This is a genomic window from Thalassospira sp. B30-1 (assembly GCF_015767575.1).
Taxonomy (GTDB): Bacteria; Pseudomonadota; Alphaproteobacteria; order Rhodospirillales; family Thalassospiraceae; genus Thalassospira; species Thalassospira xiamenensis.
In genome coordinates this window covers 4590137-4608895 of sequence record NZ_CP065232.1, presented here as the reverse complement: position 1 = coordinate 4608895, position 18759 = coordinate 4590137, and the positions used below count along the sequence as shown (strand labels likewise).

At 51.3% G+C, this 18759-nt stretch carries 19 protein-coding genes and 1 pseudogene; 10 read left to right on the top strand and 10 right to left on the bottom strand.

The window, feature by feature from the left end; all coding sequences use genetic code 11:
* Positions 1-122: 122 nt before the first annotated feature.
* The 4 genes from IT971_RS21440 to IT971_RS21425 all read left to right on the top strand — a co-directional run bounded on the left by IT971_RS21440 (position 123) and on the right by IT971_RS21425 (position 6692).
* Positions 123-1604 (top strand): aldehyde dehydrogenase family protein, encoded by a 1482-nt coding sequence (locus IT971_RS21440; RefSeq protein WP_063086238.1) that lies wholly within the window; start codon positions 123-125, stop codon positions 1602-1604.
* Between the two features lie 88 nt (positions 1605-1692).
* Complete coding sequence (locus tag IT971_RS21435) at positions 1693-2676, top strand: TAXI family TRAP transporter solute-binding subunit (RefSeq protein ID WP_063086240.1); 984 nt, start codon at positions 1693-1695, stop codon at positions 2674-2676.
* Entirely contained in the window at positions 2673-4595 is a 1923-nt protein-coding gene (locus IT971_RS21430; protein ID WP_063086242.1) for a TRAP transporter fused permease subunit, read from the top strand. The genes IT971_RS21435 and IT971_RS21430 overlap by 4 nt, the downstream gene beginning before the upstream one ends.
* Positions 4596-5021: 426 nt before the next feature.
* Positions 5022-6692 (top strand): methyl-accepting chemotaxis protein, encoded by a 1671-nt coding sequence (locus IT971_RS21425; RefSeq protein WP_063086832.1) that lies wholly within the window; start codon positions 5022-5024, stop codon positions 6690-6692.
* A gap of 83 nt (positions 6693-6775) precedes the next feature.
* Here IT971_RS21425 and IT971_RS21420 read toward each other — a convergent pair whose 3' ends face one another.
* Positions 6776-7102 (bottom strand): TRAP transporter small permease, encoded by a 327-nt coding sequence (locus IT971_RS21420; protein ID WP_223305230.1) that lies wholly within the window; start codon positions 7100-7102, stop codon positions 6776-6778.
* A 658-nt stretch (positions 7103-7760) separates the two neighbouring features.
* Here IT971_RS21420 and IT971_RS21415 point away from each other — a divergent pair.
* Positions 7761-8261 (top strand): helix-turn-helix domain-containing protein, encoded by a 501-nt coding sequence (locus IT971_RS21415; protein WP_223304932.1) that lies wholly within the window; start codon positions 7761-7763, stop codon positions 8259-8261.
* Between the two features lie 367 nt (positions 8262-8628).
* On the opposite strand, the pseudogene IT971_RS21410 reads toward IT971_RS21415, so the two are convergent.
* The 4 genes and pseudogenes from IT971_RS21410 to IT971_RS21395 form a co-directional block, all read right to left on the bottom strand.
* Positions 8629-9474: pseudogene (locus tag IT971_RS21410) on the bottom strand (YifB family Mg chelatase-like AAA ATPase); the annotation flags it as partial.
* An 87-nt stretch (positions 9475-9561) separates the two neighbouring features.
* The gene (locus IT971_RS21405) at positions 9562-9987 is read right to left on the bottom strand and encodes a VOC family protein (RefSeq protein WP_007088482.1); all 426 of its coding nucleotides are present in this window, start codon (positions 9985-9987) and stop codon (positions 9562-9564) included.
* A 42-nt stretch (positions 9988-10029) separates the two neighbouring features.
* Positions 10030-10467, bottom strand: coding sequence for an SgcJ/EcaC family oxidoreductase (locus tag IT971_RS21400; protein ID WP_007088483.1), 438 nt, complete (start codon positions 10465-10467; stop codon positions 10030-10032).
* A gap of 57 nt (positions 10468-10524) precedes the next feature.
* Positions 10525-10998, bottom strand: a complete 474-nt coding sequence (locus IT971_RS21395; protein ID WP_007088484.1) for a VOC family protein — start codon at positions 10996-10998, stop codon at positions 10525-10527.
* 135 nt (positions 10999-11133) lie between these two features.
* Here IT971_RS21395 and IT971_RS21390 point away from each other — a divergent pair, with 135 nt between their 5' ends.
* On the top strand, positions 11134-11601 hold the full coding sequence (locus tag IT971_RS21390; protein ID WP_007088485.1) for a MarR family winged helix-turn-helix transcriptional regulator: 468 nt from the start codon (positions 11134-11136) through the stop codon (positions 11599-11601).
* A gap of 15 nt (positions 11602-11616) precedes the next feature.
* Here IT971_RS21390 and IT971_RS21385 read toward each other — a convergent pair whose 3' ends face one another.
* The 4 genes from IT971_RS21385 to gshB form a co-directional block, all read right to left on the bottom strand.
* Positions 11617-11886 carry a hypothetical protein gene (locus IT971_RS21385; RefSeq protein ID WP_174441865.1) on the bottom strand — a complete coding sequence of 90 codons (270 nt, stop codon included), beginning with the start codon at positions 11884-11886 and terminating at the stop codon, positions 11617-11619.
* A 117-nt stretch (positions 11887-12003) separates the two neighbouring features.
* Positions 12004-12351, bottom strand: a complete 348-nt coding sequence (locus tag IT971_RS21380; RefSeq protein WP_139189991.1) for a hypothetical protein — start codon at positions 12349-12351, stop codon at positions 12004-12006.
* A 108-nt stretch (positions 12352-12459) separates the two neighbouring features.
* Positions 12460-13917: an alkaline phosphatase D family protein gene (locus IT971_RS21375; protein ID WP_063092357.1), complete on the bottom strand. Its 1458-nt coding sequence runs from the start codon at positions 13915-13917 to the stop codon at positions 12460-12462.
* Positions 13918-14156: 239 nt separating this feature from the next.
* Positions 14157-15101 (bottom strand): glutathione synthase, encoded by a 945-nt coding sequence (gene gshB / locus IT971_RS21370; protein WP_063092256.1) that lies wholly within the window; start codon positions 15099-15101, stop codon positions 14157-14159.
* 233 nt (positions 15102-15334) lie between these two features.
* Here gshB and IT971_RS21365 point away from each other — a divergent pair, with 233 nt between their 5' ends.
* A complete protein-coding gene (locus IT971_RS21365) occupies positions 15335-16030 on the top strand; it encodes an outer membrane lipoprotein carrier protein LolA (RefSeq protein WP_063092257.1) in 696 nt (231 codons plus the stop codon).
* Positions 16031-16513: 483 nt separating this feature from the next.
* Entirely contained in the window at positions 16514-17194 is a 681-nt protein-coding gene (locus IT971_RS21360) for an EI24 domain-containing protein (RefSeq protein WP_063092258.1), read from the top strand.
* On the opposite strand, the gene IT971_RS22485 is transcribed toward IT971_RS21360, so the two are convergent.
* Positions 17149-17508 (bottom strand): hypothetical protein, encoded by a 360-nt coding sequence (locus tag IT971_RS22485; RefSeq protein WP_223304931.1) that lies wholly within the window; start codon positions 17506-17508, stop codon positions 17149-17151. The genes IT971_RS21360 and IT971_RS22485 overlap by 46 nt on opposite strands.
* Between IT971_RS22485 and IT971_RS21355 the strand changes: the two genes are divergently transcribed.
* Complete coding sequence (locus IT971_RS21355) at positions 17498-17995, top strand: polymer-forming cytoskeletal protein (RefSeq protein ID WP_223304929.1); 498 nt, start codon at positions 17498-17500, stop codon at positions 17993-17995. The genes IT971_RS22485 and IT971_RS21355 overlap by 11 nt on opposite strands.
* Before the next feature lie 3 nt (positions 17996-17998).
* On the top strand, positions 17999-18616 hold the full coding sequence (locus IT971_RS21350; RefSeq protein ID WP_139189990.1) for a hypothetical protein: 618 nt from the start codon (positions 17999-18001) through the stop codon (positions 18614-18616).
* Positions 18617-18759: the final 143 nt, after the last annotated feature.

Genomic DNA, 18759 nt, shown 5'->3' with positions numbered 1-18759 from the left:
TTTATGGTTGACTGATCTCCTTTGCTGCCATTTAATTTAGATATCTTATAAAAAAGACCAGAGAGACCTTTCCGTGATTACAAAAAATAATAAACACGGAAATTCCCGGGAGGAAAAATCACATGAAGCAGGTAGTCGCCGCTTCTGCAGCCCTGGGCACATTGCCCAACAAACTCCCCCAAGGGGTTTATTATGGTGGAGCTTGGCATAGAAGTTCTAGCCAGCAGATACCGGTTTATTCCCCATCGACCGGACAAGAAGTTGCCAAAGTTGACAGTGCCGGCGAGGAAGAACTTGAAGCCGCTGTAAAAGCTGCAACTGCAGGTCAGAAAATTTGGGCGAAGACGATCCCTTTGGAACGGTCGCGTGTTATGCGCGAAGCTGCAAGCAAGATCAAGGAGCACAAGGAAGAACTCGCGCGACTTGACGCTCTCGACAGCGGTAACTCGTTGCGGGGGATGCTGTTTGACGTGGATATCGCAGTTACCTTGATGGAATTCTTTGCGGGCTTGGCCACGGAGATTAAAGGTGAGACCGTCCCGGTTGGGGCGGGGAAAGTGAACTATGTTGTGCGAGAGCCTGTTGGTGTCGTGGCACGCATCGTCCCATTTAATCACCCGCTGATGTTCGCCTGCGCAAAGCTTGCGCCGCCAATCATGGCTGGCAACAGTGTGATCATCAAACCATCGGAAGAAACACCGCTTTCAAGCCTAAAGGTTGCCGAACTTATTGGCGGACTTTTCCCACCAGGCGTTTTGAATGTGCTGAATGGCGGCCCTGATCTGGGGGCAGGACTTTCAACCCATCCCGGTATCGCCAGCGTCAGCGTTGTCGGCAGTGCCGCAACCGGGCGTGCCGTCATGCGTCAGGCTGCCGATACACTTAAACATGTGTCATTGGAACTGGGCGGAAAGAACGCACTCGTCATGTTCCCGGATGCGGATGTTGAAAAGGCTGTTCAAAGCGCGGTCAAGGGCATGAACCTGCCATGGACAGCAGGACAGTCTTGTGGCTCGACCAGTCGGGTATTCGTCCATGAAAGCCTATATGATCCCGTCGTTGATCAGTTGGCAGCCGCATTTGATGCAGTAAAGCCGGGCGATCCACTCTCACCTAGTACCGAAATGGGCTGTCTCTCGACGCGCGGTCAGTATGACAAGGTCCGCGGTTACATAGAAATAGCGCAGAATGAAGGTGCCAGGATGGTGGCGGGCGGCGATGTACCCGAAGAGCTGTCTCATGGCTTCTTTGTTCGACCGACTGTATTTGCTGACGTCACCCCCGATATGCGCATTGCGCAAGAAGAAGTGTTCGGACCGGTGCTGAGCGTCCTCAAATGGAGTGACTATGACTCCCTGATCGAAGCGGTAAATGGGGTTGATTACGGGCTCACTGCCTCGGTTTGGACGCGCGATATCTCACAAGCTATGCGTGCAGTTGATGACATTTGCGCCGGGTATGTCTGGGTCAACAATTCCAGCGACCATTTCCTTGGCACACCGTATGGCGGGATGAAGCAATCCGGCATCGGACGCGAAGAATGCTTGGGCGAGATGCTGTCTTACACCGAGCAAAAGAACGTCAATATCACTTTCGAGGCCTGATGCCGTTCCAGTGGGACCTTTGACGGTCGGCATCCAATAAAAATAACAGAAATTATAAATTGAGATCTTACCCATTAGGGAGGAAAGAATGAGGCTTTTGACTCTTGCCGCGGCTATTGGACTGGCCTTCGGCGTTAACACTGCACAGGCTGAACCGGTAAACCTGACGCTCTCAGGTGGCAATCCGGGTGGCTTGTGGTCCCTTCTCGGCGCAGGTATCGACCGTGCCGTAAAACAATCAGACCCAAATTCCGTTGTAACATATCAGGCAACTGGTGGTGGATTTGCAAATATTGGTTTGCTGGGAGCAAACCGGACGGATACGGGATTAGTTCACAACGCTGAAGTGAAGATTGCTCTGGCAGGTGAAGAACCCTTCAAGGCTCCTGTAAACAACATGCGTGCAATTGGTTACATGTATAATTGGGCGCCGATGCATTTCTTCTTGGCGAAGTCGATTGCCGACGAATACAACATCGATAGCCTCGACGATCTTGCAACAGCAAAAGCACCGGTGCGTATTGGTGTAAACCGTTCGGGTAACATTACGTCCAACGTAGCGTTGTTCATGCTCGAACAAGCTGGGTTAACCACGGAAGCTGTTGAGGCAAATGGTGGACGCATTGTTCAGGCCGGGGCAAACGACCAGGCAGAACTGCTGAAGGATGGTCGTATCGACATTGTTACCAATGGTGTCTTTGTTCTTCATTCCTCATTCCGCGCAATTGACGAAAACAATGAAGTCATTGTCCTCGACATTCCCCAGAATGTAATTGATGCCACGAATGCCCGTTTCGGAACTCAAACTTATACAATCCCCGGAGGAAGTTATTCCAATCAGCCAAATGATGTCGAAACGTCGGCCCTTGGTGCTCTTCTGGTGGCGACGGATCAGATGGAGGAAGAAACTGCATATGACCTTACCAAGGCTTTGATTGCAAATGTTGACGAGATCAAGGCGGTTCACGGTTCTATGAAGGCGCTGACCCCGGAGCTTATGGCTGATCAGGATGTTCTGCCGTTCCATCCCGGTGCAGAACGGGCATATCGCGAGGCAGGACTTCTCAAATGATGAAGTCACTTGTAAACACAGGCCGCAAACGTACGTTTGCGGCCCTACCCCACAAAGTTCTGATCAGCTTGGCGGCGCTATTTGCGATCGGGGTTATTTACGGCAACCTCTTCGTTATCTCGGACCCGCTTATAATTGGCATTCTGTTTCTTAGCGCCTTGTTCTCGATGCTCTTCTTGGTGGTCGGTGCAACAACTAATGCACGGGACAAACCGACCATTATTGATTGGGTGTTAAGTGTACTGAGCCTCGCTACCGGAGTGTTTTTCCTTGTGAATGCAAGTGTGATTTCAAGCCGGATTACTTTGCTTGAAGAGCTTACACCTGCTCAACTTTTCTTCGGGTCGTCACTTCTATTCTTGTCACTTGAAGCGACGCGTCGCACGACGGGTGCAGGTCTTACGATCGTTGTTCTCGGTTTTATGGCCTACAACCTGTTCGGTCACTTGCTACCCCCGCCCTTTGGGCACGGAGTGATCGAATACACCTACCTGCTGGATGCGCTAATCTTTACAACGGACGGTGTCTTTGGTGTCCCGATCCAGGTTGTCGCTAGCTATGTTTTCCTATTTGTTCTGTTCGGGACGTTGCTGTCATTTGCTGGCGGAGGGGACTTCTTCTTTAACCTTGCTGCCTCGCTGACTGGAAAGAGCCCCGGTGGTCCAGCAAAGGTCGCTGTTATCTCATCAGGCATGTATGGAACGATTTCAGGCAGTCCCGTATCTGATGTCGTCGCGACGGGCTCGATAACGATCCCAATCATGAAGCGCCTTGGCTATTCATCGCGTTTCGCCGGCGCAGTTGAAGTTGCTGCATCCACAGGTGGCAGCGCCATGCCGCCTATCATGGGCTCAGCCGCGTTCATTCTTGCTGAGTACACAGGGTTTGCGTATCGCGAAGTCGTCTACGCCGCGATTATTCCAGCGATCCTTTACTATCTTGGCGTTTTCTCGCAGGTTCACTTGCGCGCGGTCAAACGCGATCTGCGCTCCTATCCAGATGATGTCCCTACGCTTAAGGCAACCCTCATTAATGGCTGGATGTTTATTGTCCCGATCGCGGTGATCATACTCGCACTGTCGCTTGGTTATTCGCCAACCATGACGGCAGGCTTGGGAGCTGCTTCTGTCGTCATTGCAGCGGCTTGCTCTGCGCGAACCCGCATGAGCGTTTGGCGTGTAGTTGAAGGCCTTGGTGAAACCACACTGCGCATCCTCCCCGTTGCTGGCGCGTGCGCGGCTGCGGGACTTGTAATCGGAGGTCTGTCTATGACGGGCCTTGGCATGAAAGCGGCAAACGTGATCATGACAATCAGTGGTGCGGATCCGGTTATCACCTTGATGATTTCCGCTGTGGTGACCATCATTCTCGGTTTAGGGATGCCAACACCAAGTGCTTACATTCTTGCAGCAGTTCTCGTTGGGCCAGCACTTTCAAAGTTGGGATATCCGCTTCTTGAGTCTCATATGTTCTTGCTTTACTACGCGATCCTGTCGGCCTTGACGCCACCGATTGCGGTTGCGGCGCTGGCGGCAGCGGCCATTGCAGAAGAGGATCCATTCAAGATTGCGTTTGATGCAGTCAAACTTGCCGCAGTCGGCTTTCTGCTGCCATTCGTCTTTATTTGGAATCCTGCTATCATCGGTTCCGGTTCATCCATTGAGATTGGGCTTGCCGTGATCGGCGGTGTTATCGGAACGATTTCACTGGCGGCTGCAATAGAGGGCTATATGAATGGCACTCTGTCGCGGCTAATGAGAAGCCTGTTCATTTGCGTCGCTGTTGGCAGTGTCGCGCCGTACATGCTCGTATCTTTGGGTGCGATTGTTGTGGGCAGTGCACTACTTGCACGAAACTACTTCTCAACGTCACCCTCCTCAGCGAAAGAGGCGAAGGATCAAAAAGTTCCTGGAGCTTGATGCGTTCCAGTTGTGCAAGGGAGGTGTGCGCATATGCTTCATGCCTCCCTTTTTTTCGCGATGTCATAGGGCTGTTTGATATTGCATTTTCCCGAGATTGGACTTTTTACCGGCAGCTTTATGCTGCGGAGCTCATGGTCACTGCATTTTACCGATCCCGTTTCGTCTATAGTTATCCCAGTGCTGCATCCCGACCGTCGATTAGGGTAAGCGTCGCGGTTAGTTTTGTGCGTAGCGGATTACTCGCGTGCGCATGTCTATTTCCAGCCTCAGGAGATGTTTATCCTGGCTGACGCGACTTCATTTACTGAAATAAAATGGCATAATATCTTCGATCTCTAATTATAAAAGGGCCAATGACACATCTGGCTTAGAATAACAATTGGAAGCAGCAGCCAGCGAATGCTGGCCGTTCGGAGGAAAGCGATGACTAATCTAATGCGTAACTTAAAAATCTCGACAAAAGTTTTCGGAGGCTTTGCGCTCATCCTGTTGCTTCTGGCAACCGTTGCCGTGTTAGGCGTCGTTTCCATGAGTAGTGTGGGGACAGACTTTACGCGTTACAGAGAAGTTGTTCTCCAATCAAATCAAGCGGTCCGTGTGCAGGAGAAGCTGTTGGAGGCACGGGTGGCAGTTAAAGATTATCTATTAAGCAATAGCCCTGAAGATGCCCAAATAGTACTTGATATGCTCGACACGACTAAGCTGTTGAATCAAGAACTAGGGTCTTTACTGTCCGAAGGAAACCGAAAAGAGGCCTCGAGAGTAGTTTCAGATAACTTGACAGCATATTCTGAATCTTTTGAAGAAATCGTTTCGCTCTCGGTTTTTGATCCAGTACGTGGCGATTTGGTTTCCAATGAGTTAGAGCGTATCGGGCCGATTGTTGCCAGTGAGTTAGAAGACCTCAAGCTTGACGTAAAAGCAGAGCAAGATGAGATCGGCCCGCGCGCTGCTGCTGCATCTAAAAGATCTGTTTTGATCAGCGAGATACTAGCGGGTGCTGCAATCATCATTGGTGTAATTTTCGCGTGGTTAATTGGGAGGGGCATCTCTCAACCTATCGTGCAAATTACTGAAGTGATGAAAAAGTTAGCTGCGGGGGACAAAGAAGCAAATGTTCCAGGTGAGCATCGTGGAGATGAAATTGGAGAAATGTCTCAAGCAGTATTGGTGTTCAAAGAAAACATGATTCGTGCTGATCAGCTTGCCACGAAAGAAGCTGAAGCGCTAAAATTAAGAGAAAAACGAGCCGAGAAGATAAGCGAACTTACCGCCGAGTTTGACAGTGAAATGGCTTTTGTGCTCAAAGCCCTCGTAACTGCGGCCAAGGAAATGCAATCGACTGCGACTGGAATGACCAATACTGCAGAAGAGACAAGTCGGCAAGCTGGGATAGTTGCGACAGCGGCCGAACAGGCCTCGACTAACGTTCAAACAGTAGCGAGTGCAACTGAAGAGTTAAGCGCTTCGATTAGCGAAATAAATCAACAGGTGGGGCAGTCATCCACGGTTGCAGCTCGAGCCGTTGTAAATGCGGAAGAAACGAATGTCCGGGTACGTGGGTTGGCGGATGCAGCGCAAAAGATTGGTGACGTTGTTGGACTGATTAGCGATATTGCCGAGAAAACTAACCTTCTTGCTCTAAATGCGACGATTGAGGCTGCTCGTGCTGGTGACGCGGGTAAGGGTTTCGCTGTGGTGGCTGCAGAAGTCAAGAATTTGGCGACAGCGACATCAAAAGCAACTGATGAGATTACTGCGCAGGTTTCAAATATCCAAAGTGAGACTGATGGTGCGGTTGAGGCAATCGCTGCAATCTCTTCCACTATCTCGGAGATTAGTGAAGTTTCGGCAGCAATTGCAAGCGCTGTTGAGCAACAGGGAGCTGCTACACTCGAGATCACTCGCAACGTCCAAGAAGCCGCTGGGGGTACCACCGAAGTCACTAGTAGTATTATTAGTGTGAATGAAGCTGCGGTTTCGACAGGTGGAGCAGCTGAACAAGTATTAGATGCTTCGGGCAGTTTATTACATGAAACAGACAAATTGCGTGAGAAAGTGCAAGCATTCCTGAGTTCTGTTCGAGCAGTCTAACTGTCAAACATCCTTTCGAAGTGTCAGGGCCGAGATAAAAGTTATTTGAGTGATATCCGTTGCTTGTGATTCATTTGTCTTTGTCATGGAAATGGCGGGGTGAGCGCCCTCGACTTACCTTCAATCAGTTCAGTGCGCAGTGCTGTCAGTAATGATAAAATCAGTCTCCGGATCATGCTGTAAGAGGCGGGGATAACTGACCGCGCCCAAGGGGGCAGGAAGAGTTTTCCTCCATAATAGATTAGCGCAATGGCAAATATAATCCCGAGGGCCATGGCAATCGCATGTAACGCCGGAACGTATTTTTCCGGGACAAAAGCATCAAGGAGATCGACCGAAATATGACTTCCGAGCCGGATGCCGATACTGATACCCACGAAGCTCACGACAATGATTGCATAGCCAACAATTGTTTCAATCTAGAGACGGAGCATTATACCGGTCATGAATGATACCCGATGTTCAACCTGATTTTCTTTTTTGTTTCATGATGAGAGTGACTGCATGTCAGTCTGATTTCAAAGGTGTTGTTTTGAGCACGCTTAATGGGCGATTTATTGATTGTACAGACCTCATACCTGGGGTGTTTTGTGATCGGGGATTTATTGACAATACCGTCAATAAATCACACATTGGTTCAGCTGATACCGAGTTGGTTCTATCTAAAGCAATCACCTCTCAATTAGAGAAGCCGCCTTTGATCCAGACTAACCACCTGGTAGGCGGCTTCTTGCGTTTTAGAAAGGTCAGCGCGCCAACGGATTTTCTGCAGTAGCCTATCTAATTGTCAGCAGATAACCGAGACGAAAAGCTTTGCAATCCTCCACGCAAAACGTCCGATAGTTTCTCCCACACCCCGTTTGAGGAGGGATGATTGAGAGCTCCATTCTCAGAAAATTTGAAAGGCAGCACAATGTAGATAAGCTGATTGCGCTTTAATAGTGCAGAAGAGAGCTGATCACTTACATTTCTTCACTATCAAAATGCTCAAACATGAATAGCAACAGCTCCCGAATTTGCATTATTTAGAATATTATTCTCTCAATGCGTCCGCGGAATCAGACAAGCATGCCTTCTAAACAGCCAGACGATAATCGCCGTCGCAAACCAATGCGTAACGGACGGCGAAAAACAAAAACAGTAGGACCTCACCCAATTGATCTTCATGTCGGTAGAAGATTGCGCGAGCTCCGCATGCTTAACGGTTTCGGGCAGACAGAAATTGCTAAACTTTTGGGTATTACTTTCCAGCAGGTTCAAAAGTATGAGCGGGGAACCAATCGAGTAAGTGCATCAAGGCTATATGATATTGCCCAAGCACTCAAAGTTCCGGTCAGTTATTTCTACGATGACATACCACGCGATCTTACTGACAAGTCTATTGCTCAACGCAACAAGATTGTTACTCAACTCTTCGTTTCTCGTGAGGACCCTATGCAGCGGCGAGAAACTTTAGAACTTGTACGCAGTTATTACGGTGTTGAGGATGATGTGTTGCGTGAACGGATATTTGAACTGATAAAATCGATCTCGAAATACAACAGCAGCAAAACAGACAGGGGTATCTGAATAGCTAGCCGATACGACGGAGTTCTCAACGGATCAAAGCGATCCCGAAAACTCCGTTTGATACGATCACTAGGGCGTCCGCATCGGATAAATCAAGTTAAATAAAAAAAGCGGCGCAACCTAAGTCACCCGCTCCAATTCTCTTGCTGCAGGGTTTTCTCGCTAGCACGAGGGAACTGATCCCGCAACTCACACTATGACTAATATAAAAATTATATGGTGCTGTTCAATTAAATTCGTATGTGAAACTGAATACTGTCTTCACAACGAAAATTTGAGATTCACCCGTACCATTTTGGCATTCTCATATTTTCCGACACAAGTTCTCATATTTAATTTTACAGTCTCATATTTTGTGTTCATTTACACCACCGCCAACAAGTGCAGGCATGGATGCCGAATGGTGGGGCTGTCGGAAGGGTCTTGTGCGGATAAGACCGCCTTCGGGCAGCATCCCGGAAACCGAATGGATCACGGTAGTTTCAAGGGCCTGTCTGGCATTCAATTCTGGCAAAAGCCCCGGCAGACGGGCGGCAAGCATCGATTTTCCCGAACCGGGCGGGCCGCTCATCAGTAAATTATGACCGCCAGCCGCAGCAATTTCGAGCGCGCGTTTGGCACTTTCCTGCCCCTTGATATCGCGTAGATCTGGCAATGATAAGGGAGATGAGCTAACCTTCGGAGCACATGGCCGCGACAGGATCTGAGTTCCTTTGAAATGGTTGATCAATCCGGTCAAACGCGATGGTGCCAGAATTTCAAGTTCCCCTGCCCAAAGCGCTTCCGCACCGTTATCTGCCGGGCAGATAATCCCCCGATCCAAGCCACTTGCCTGCATGGCCGCCGGTAAAATCCCGCCGACGCCGGTGATACTGCCATCAAGCCCCAATTCACCCAGCACGACAAAATTCGCAATGTCTTCGTGCCCGATCACATCCATCTCGGCCAGAAGACCCAACGCAATCGGCAGATCAAAATGCGATCCTTCCTTTAGTAAATCGGCGGGGGCCAGATTGATTGTGATGCGCTTGGGTGGCAATGCCAACCCCATCGCTGAAAGCGCGGATCGCACACGTTCGCGCGCCTCGGAAACCGCCTTGTCGGGCAAGCCAACCACGCTAAAAGCGGGCAATCCGCTTGCCATCTGAACCTGCACATCGACCGGAATTGTATCAATCCCGGCAAAGGCGACGGTCATAACCCGTGCTGTCATGTGGTACTGATCCCCGTAACCCCAAGTTATATATACCACTTTGGCGGGAAACGGGGATCAAGGCAACAAGTCGTTTATCCCCGGTGATCAGGCACAACCTGCTCCGTCTTCTGGCGACATCTCGGTATTGATCATCCAGGGCGTGCCGAACTTGTCGGTAAACATGCCATAACCCGGCGACCAGAAGGTTTCCTCTAACGGCATGGTCACCTCACCGCCTTTGGAAAGAGCATCGAACATTTTTTTGGCATCAGTCGCTTTTTCAAAATGGAGAGATGCTGTGATGCCCTGCATTTTGGTGAAATATTCCGGCGGGCAGTCGGATGCCATCAGATGCCAGCCATCGCCCATCAGGCAGGCATGAGCAATTTTGTCATTATGCTCAGGCTCGTCACCGGCCATCGGCGTATCGCTGAACGGCATCATGATCAGCTCGCCGCCCAGGATGGACTGATAGAATTCAAATGCCTGTCGGCAATTGCCGTCGAAATTCAGATAGGTGATCAGTTTCATCGGGGCGTTCCTTTATGTGTAAAATCTGGTGGGTTTGGGGATTTACGGCTGCAACCCGAACTGGGCGGCACTGTTTTCGAAGTCAAAAGGCACGGAAAAATGTTCATGCGCGATGCGCCATTCACCACCCTGCTTTTCAAGGTGATAGCTTGACCGCATCCAGCTTGCCTGTTCGGTCCCGTCTTCCTTGCGCATGCCGCACCGGATCAGGAACCGTGCCACAGCCAGATGACCTGACACCCGGATAAAGGGTTCCTGCGGCTCCATGATGAATTCATCATCAAACGCCATACAGCGTTCCCAATGGGCACGATAATCATCCCGGCCATTGAATTGCAGCGGACCGACCGCATCGTAGGAACAGATATCATCGCTATATAACGCCATGATTCCGTCGAGATCCTTGTTACGTGCGGCCGTTGACCAGCGGGTAAAAATCTCGCGGATGGCAGCTTTGTCTTCACTTTGTTTATCAGTCATGGGGCATTTCCTTGCGTTGGTGGTGCGAGGGGTGGGCAAAAATTTTGCGTGGAGTTTTCAGGTGCCTTTGGCCGCACGTTCAATCCTAGCGATGTCGAATTTTTCCATAGACATCATGGTTGTTGCCACTCTGGCTGCGACATCCGGATCCGGATCGTTCATCAGTTCGATAAGGCGAACCGGAGTGATCTGCCAGAAAAGACCGAACCTGTCCTTTACCCAGCCGCACTGCCTAGGTTCCCCGCCTTCAGAAAGGCAGTCCCAGTAATAATCAACTTCTGCCTGATCATTGCAGGACACGGTGAAGGAAACAGCCTCGGTAAACTTGAACTGCGGTCCGCCGTTAAGGGCTGTGAATTGTTGACCTTCAAGCTCAAAACTTACGGTCAAAACATGGCCTTCCGGTCCAGGTCCGGCCTTGCTGCTGCGGAGAATTTTGCTGATCGTGGCATATGGAAAAACGGACGCATAAAAATTGACGGCTTCTTCGGCGTTGCCGTCAAACCATAGAAAGGGGCTGATCTTCTGCATCGGGCTTCCTCCTTGCCGTTCAGAAGTGAATTCGAAATCAGGTGAAGCGTGGTGGCGCTTTATGAACCAAACGATTGATCAGTTTTTTCTTATTTTCCCGTTTGACAAATACGTTGATATCAACATAATTAATTCATGTCAAAAAAAGATTTCAACCAGAACGATAAAGTTCCGTTTTCATCGACGCTGATGGTGCGTGACAGTTGTCTTTGTCTGCATGTGCGGCGGGCCGCACGCACGATTGCGCGCCGGTTCGACGATGCTTTTCGCCCGCTTGACCTGACCAGCGGGCAATATTCCTTGCTTATGTCGCTTAACCGGCCACACCCGCCGCACATGCAAGATGTTGCTGATTTGCTGGCGATGGATCGCACAACACTGACCGCCAATCTTAAACCGCTGGAACGACGGGGGCTGGTTGCAATCGATATCGACCCCAAGGATAAACGCAGTCGTTTGCTGACTCTAACCGATCAGGGAATGGCGTTGCTTGTTAAAGCCTTTCCGATCTGGCAAAAAACCCAGAAAGACCTCAACGCACTGGTCGCGAATTCCGATTCGCGCCACCTTTTGACAGATTTGATCAACCTGACGAATGGCTAGGACAGAATCAGATGATCAGTCTTCGGAAGGTTCGGATTTGGCCAGATCTTCAGATGCATCGCCATCAGTCGCATCGCCGTCACGCGGCGGCAGGAATTCCTTGCGGCATGGAACAGCAACGCCATCTACAACGGTCCAGCCAAAATTGCGGAACTTGCCAAAACTTTCTTTTTTCATCGTGATGCCGCTGGAACGGTGCTTGCGCACTTCGGCGGAATCTTCACCCTGAATTTTTCCGGCCCGGGCCCAGGCCCGTTCACGCATGGATTTGGTAATGTCGGTCATGAAACCCGTTTCATCTGAAAAGTTGCTGCCCGACATCATAACACATCTGGCTGCCCCGCCACGCTATAGCTTGTTTAACCGGCCCGGACAATATTGCATCCATGCAGATCAGATCTGTCAAACCGGAAGCAAATGATACCGCGTGGCAAGCATGGCTGGGCGATTGGCCATGCCCGCCATCCAATGGCGCAGATCGTCTGAAACAGCAAAACACCCATCGGGCCAGCGGAAATCAACATATTCAAGGGCCGCGGCCACCGAAAGAGTGCCGATATCTGGCCTATCTGTTGCGAGGCTGCTGATCCCGGCTTCTATAGCGTCAATGCTTGCATGAACCGCGGCACGCTGACGATCCATTACGAAATCGGAACGTTCAGTTTCCGGGCGTTTGCTATCGGCGTATAACCGCCCGGTCGAGGACATCATACCGTCACGCAAAGCCGCATCCGTCCAAGGATTGATCATAATTTCAGAAATATCGCCTTCCAATCCCAATTCGCGGACATTGATCCGCACCTTCAGGGCGATGTCGGCGAATAGTAAAGCTGCATGGTAGGAACTATGGGATCCTCCCTAGATTGTTAAATCCGGTGTCCAACCAATATTTTCCAGATGCCAGTTGGCACGCCAGTTTTCGCCCTTTCGGTCCAGTGTTAGGTAATTGCGTGCAGCGCAATAGGTGCCAATCCGCCCAGGAAGCGGCTTAAGCTTGGTCGGGCGACCGGGCAGGGGATTATCGCCAATCCATGCCAAAAGACCAAGCGCACGCGCAAACGCCACCGGCGGGGCAGTGTGCGAAATGCCCGATGCCACCAGTTGGTGAATGGACTTGCCATGGGTTTCAAACGTGCCCCGGGTCGCCACATGAATTTCCCCCGAAAGCAGGGTCATGTCATAACCGCGCTTGACGACGACATCTTCAATGGTTTCCAGAAAACGGCACCATTCCTTACGATGCCAACGGCTTTGCCACTGATCGCGCAGGTCATCTTCGTATTTCTGCGCACTGGGCATCAGATGCAGGATCGCCTCAACCAGTGATAGGCGCGGGCCAATCACCGGCACACTCGACATCAACAAAATACGATGATGTTCCGGAATCGTATCGAGTGCCGCAATCATGTCCCGCCAACCATGTTCGCCCATGATCGCATGCGGGGTCCGTTCCGACCGCAAGTCGGGCGCAATCACCGAAAATCCGGGGAAATCCGTACGCCAGCCAAGGCTTTGCCCCGAACGGTCCAGTATTTTCTGCGGCAATTCGTCGGGCGCGGTGCAAAGCTGCATCAGGCAAAATGCTTCTCGCGCACAGGCAAACATGCCCTTTGCTACCATGCTGTCATGAAACCATTTCTTGTGACTGCCCCAACCGTCAAAAATGTCGTGGTCATCCCACATCATCAAAGATGGCACCCGCGCCAGTATATGGCTGATCTGCGGCTGCCCATAAATTTCAAGATAATGTTCCAGATAGAATTTCAGAACACTATTGCGCATCTCGGGGGTGAAATCCGCTGCCAGTTTCTGCTGACGTCTCGTCTTTTTCCAGGTGACAATATCAGGATGGCATCCCCAGACCCCGTCGGCATAAATCTGGTCCCCGCCATGCAAAAGCAGGGAAAAAGGCCGTTTTCGATGTTCGCGGGCCAAATCAATCCACAGCGCATTACGATCCGCCAAAGGTCGGTCCAGATCGCCGTCTTCTTGTCCGTTACACGAGACAAACCCGATCCGAAGGTCATGAGTCAAATCGGTATTCACATAATATGTTTCGATATCGAAACTGTAACGCGCATCCGACGCAACCGGCAGCTCGAAATCATAACGCCAGTAATGACGCCCGAACCGGTTCGCAAGCTTTGTCGGGGTTACAATATCCTGACCCATGATTCGAAACTCGGCCGGATCGGCTCCTTCCGGCGTCACAACAAGGGCGGCCAGACGGGCCGTTTTATCGTCGCTGCCACGCGCGAACAGGAACGGGCCAAAGGTACCGTTTGTTGAAATTGCGCTGTTTTGCTTATCCGCCATGCAATCGGATTCCGCCTTGATGATGATTGATCCCAAAATCATACGCAGAAACAGACATTTGGTTCCAGCCTGCGGGCATGAATTCGGTCACATCAACGGATATAGGTAGCAAATTGGTGCAGAATTGCCGATGAAATCCGGCCATTTCGCGGCCATCCGTTCCGACCAGACAGGGGGCCAGAAAAAGGGGCAAGTGGTTAAACCGCTTGCCCCGAAAATCGTCCCGTCGTCAAATCCGATCAGGACAAGCGGGTTTCAATCGCATCCCAGATCAGGGATTCCAGTTTCGATCCGTCAAAACGGTTCACTTCCTGAAGCCCGGTCGGCGAGGTGACGTTGATTTCCGTCATATAATCGCCAATCACGTCAATCCCGACAAAGATCAGATCGCGCTTTTTCAGTTCCGGCCCAATGCGTTCGCAAATCTCAAGTTCACGCGGGGTCAGCATGGATTTTTCCGCTACGCCGCCAACATGCATGTTCGACCGTGCCTCACCCTCGGCCGGGACACGGTTGATCGCACCGACAGGTTTGCCATCGACCAGAATGATGCGTTTGTCGCCTTTTCGCACATCGGGCAAGTAAGCCTGCACCATCAAAGGCTCGCGCGACTGCGCGGCGAATAGTTCCAACAACGAATTCAGGTTTTCGTCACCCGGTTTCAGATGGAAAACACCAGCCCCGCCATTGCCAAACAGCGGCTTGACAATGATGTCCTTGAATTCCTCGCGGAAATCCCGAATACGCGCAGCCGACCGGGTAATCAGGGTCGGCGGCATCAGATCGGGAAACTCTGTAACGAAAATCTTTTCCGGCGCATTGCGGACATGGCCGGGGTGGTTGACCACGAAGCTTTCCGGATGAACGGCTTCAAGCAGATGGGTCGCCGTGATGTAATTCATGTCAAACGGCGGGTCCTGACGCATCAGGATCACATCGGTTTCTTTGGCGAGATCTATGATCTTTGCCTCACCCAGATCATAGTGATTGCCCTTGTCGTAACGAAGCGTCATCGGGCGGACTTCGGCCTTGATCCGACCGCGGTCATAAAACATGTCATCGGGATGATAGTGCAAAAGATCATAACCGCGTGACTGGGCTTCGAGCCCCATCACAAAGGTTGAATCCCCCTTGATATCGATCGATGCGATTGGATCCATCTGAATGGCGACGATACGACTCATAAAGCGCTTTCTCCTGTTGCCGGAAAGCCGATCACTGCTGCAAATGCGGCCAAACCCGGCCAATTGTGATCATTTGCGGGCGTGACTTGACCCGGCTGGCCTTCCCGGCCAAATGATGCGATATGTTGTACATATTGTGGTTGGTTACAATTTGGCTGAATTTTTATCATTCGCCATTCCGGTTTCGCAATCGCGATCACAGAATTTCTTAAAACGGGTAGACAGGCTGTCACATGGCATTCTTCAGCAAATTCGGCAAATTCCGCATCAAACAGGTGGGCGCGCGCTTCCGCTCCATGACGACGGCATCCGTCTTTGCCACGGCCTTTGCGATTGCCGCACCGGTCTCGATCAGCTTAACGCCGACAGGCGCATTGGCGCAGTCGGGCGCCATTGATCAGGCCACCATTGAGAAAATCGAAAACTATCTTGAGGACATCACCACACTTAAAGGTGATTTTGTTCAGATTTCCTCGGATGGCGGTGCCGCAGAAGGCAAGCTTTATATGGAACGCCCAGGCAAGATGCGGTTTGAATATAACCCGCCCGCACAAATCCTGCTGGTCTCCACCGGGTCTGATTTCATTTATTATGACAAGGAAATCAACGCGCCCACCTATTTCAATATCGACGAAACCCCGGCTGGTATCATTCTGGCAAAGGACGTTTCGCTGACGCGAGAGGTCAAGGTTGTTGATTTCAAACGTACCGCCGAAACCATGCGGGTTGAAATGGTGCGCAAATCCGATCCGGGTGCTGGCAGTGTCACACTGGTATTTCAGGAAAATCCGATGCAGTTGCGTCAATGGATTGTCACCGACCCCGCCGGGGTAGAGACGACCGTGACCCTGTTCAATACCGAAGAAGGCATGAAGCTGGACCCGGCATTATTCAAATTTGACCGCATCTGGCCCAATCAGCGCGGCTGATTTCAAAATTCCCGGTCAACTTCACGAAAATGTCAAATCTGCCTGACAAAGCGGTTAAGCATTCCGATTCAAACTCTTGCAAACATTATTGTTTCGCAACGATCAATTGGTATGACATTTTTCACCTGCATCCACGAAATTTATCGCCGATAAGCGGCCCTGATCTATGGCAGACGGGGGTTATAGTCCCTATATGAAAATCTGTCACAAGGTTCCCGAATTTTGATGTGGGAGCCAAGTGTGAGGAACAGGTCTCCCCTACCTTTCCTCACGCTCCAGATCATCGGAGCGCTGGCGTCCGGTTCTCCCCCCTGACCGGACGCCTTTTTTCTGCCCAACACATACGATATCCAACGCTTTGGGCAAAAAATCTGTCAAATCCGCTACCGATTTCACGGCCTGTTAATTTTGATTGCCTAGTAATGTTTGGCATGATTCCCTTGGAATGTATTTACGACAGTGCCAGCAGGATAAAATCCGCCAATGATCAATGACTTTCTGAAATCCGTTTCCCAGTTCTCCGACCCGCGTTTTCGCAAGGTTGTGTGGATCGGCGTTGCCGGCGCGTTGGCAACAATTGTCGGGCTTTGGATACTGATTGGCTTTGGCCTGAATTCGGTAACCTTTTTTGCCGATGGCGGCTGGATGGAAACCGCGGCAGACTGGTTGCTTGGCGTTGGTCTGGCATTTTTGGTGCTGTTGATGTTCCCGGCGGCGACCGTGCTGATTTCAAGCCTGCTGCTTGATCAGATCGCCGATGCGGTTGAAGATAAATATTATCCAACCCTGCCCGACACCCGCCCGCAACCGATCACCGAAGCCCTGATCAGCGGCCTTAAATTCGCATTGACCGCTTTGGCGCTTAACATCCTGATACTGCCGCTTCTTTTGGCCGGACCGGTCTACATCATCGCGTTCTATGCGATGAATGGGTATCTGCTTTCGCGCGAATATTTTGAACTGGTCGCCGCACGTCGTTATGATGTGCACACGGTGAATGCCATTCGCAAGAGCCGCCAGATGAAACTGTGGTTTGCCGGGATCGGCCTGACATTCCTGATGACCGTGCCGCTGGTCAACCTTGTGGCTCCGATCATTGCGACTGCCTTTATGGTACATTACTCCGTCCGTCTGGGCGCGTTCGAAAACCGGACCACAGCCTGACGCCATTCCGGTGGGCATCGGATAAAACGGCGGAAACCTGAAACAAAACTGCAAGACAAGGATTTGGTCATCCCCATGTTCGGAAAGAAAAAAGCCAACAAAACAGTCGACAGCAGCCCGGCTTCGTCAGATACATCTTCTTCCAGATTGAATTCAGGCGGTCTTTCCGACAGCACAGCTTCCTCGCCGAACACGTCGACTTCGGACGAAAGTGCGAGTGCCAGCAACGATACCGCCACAAAAACAGAAAAACGTAGTGAGCCGCAGCTATTTACCCAGCCGCGCACAAAGGAAGAACCGCAAATGTCCAGCAAACCGCATTCCACCAGCTTCCGCCCGGAAATCCCGAAGCGCCCGCTTGAAATTCCGACCCGCGGCAGTGCTGGCCGTCCGAGCGCAACACCAAGCAACACCGAAGGCAAGAAGCTGACGGTTGGCCGCGATATCCGTCTGGCTGGCGAAATCGGTTCCTGCGACATACTTGTCGTCGAGGGCCATGTTGAAGCCCAGATCAAGGAATGCACCCGCCTTGAAGTTTCCCAGGGTGGGACATTTGTCGGTACCGCACAGGTCGACGAAGCCGAAATCAGCGGCACCTTCGAAGGCGATCTGACAGCACGCCGCGTCATCGTGATCGGCACAGCCGACATCAACGGCAAGATCACCTATGGTGCACTTCAAATCGAAAACGGTGCACGTATCAAGGGCTCGCTGGAATATGTTGAAGGCAGCGACGACGGCACCAGCCGTACAGGTCATTCGGCTGCGATCACCATTCCGCGCAAAAGCGACGATATCTGATCCGTGATCGGCATAAACCGCTCACCAGTCCATACGACCCCGATACAGCTCCGGCGTGGTGAAGCACACCCCGCCGGGCTTCTTTGTGCGATGATCCTGATCGCGACATCACTTGTGGCATGTGGCGGCAATGCCCTCCCGCCGGGCAGCACCAATCAGAACTATGGCAAGGCTACATCGGCCAGTTCACCGCGCGTGACCCAGGACATCCCGAAAAAACCCGAAGTATCTGCCACTGGTAGCGCGACGTCAATGGCAACAGAACCCGCGGCAAGCTCGACTGGCACGGCCAAATCGAAGTCGCCGCGTATCACGGTTGCCATTCCGCCTGTTCCCTTTAAATCAATCAAGGCTGAAACCCTGATGGGTCTTTCGGAGGACGCGGTAGAACAAAAAATCGGCGAACCAGAAATGACCCGCGGCGAAGGCCCCGCACGGGTTTGGCAATACCGGTCCGATGACTGCTCCTTTGACGCGTTCTTTTTCCCGGCTGCCGAAGGACAAAAACGCAAAATGACCCATATGCTCGCCCGCAAACGCAAAAGTGCCGATAAAATCTCGGTCCAAGATTGCCTCGATCAGGTCGTAAAAGCCCGGGCTACCCTAAAAAACAAGGGTTAAAAGCCCAAAAGGAACAGGTATTTGCACCATTTTGCCATATCGCAGTCGATTTTTTCAAATTTCGCGATATGCCGTTATTTCCTTGGTCGAATATTTACCTTTTCCCGTCACCCTTGGGAAAATTTCTCATAAATCCGCCACAT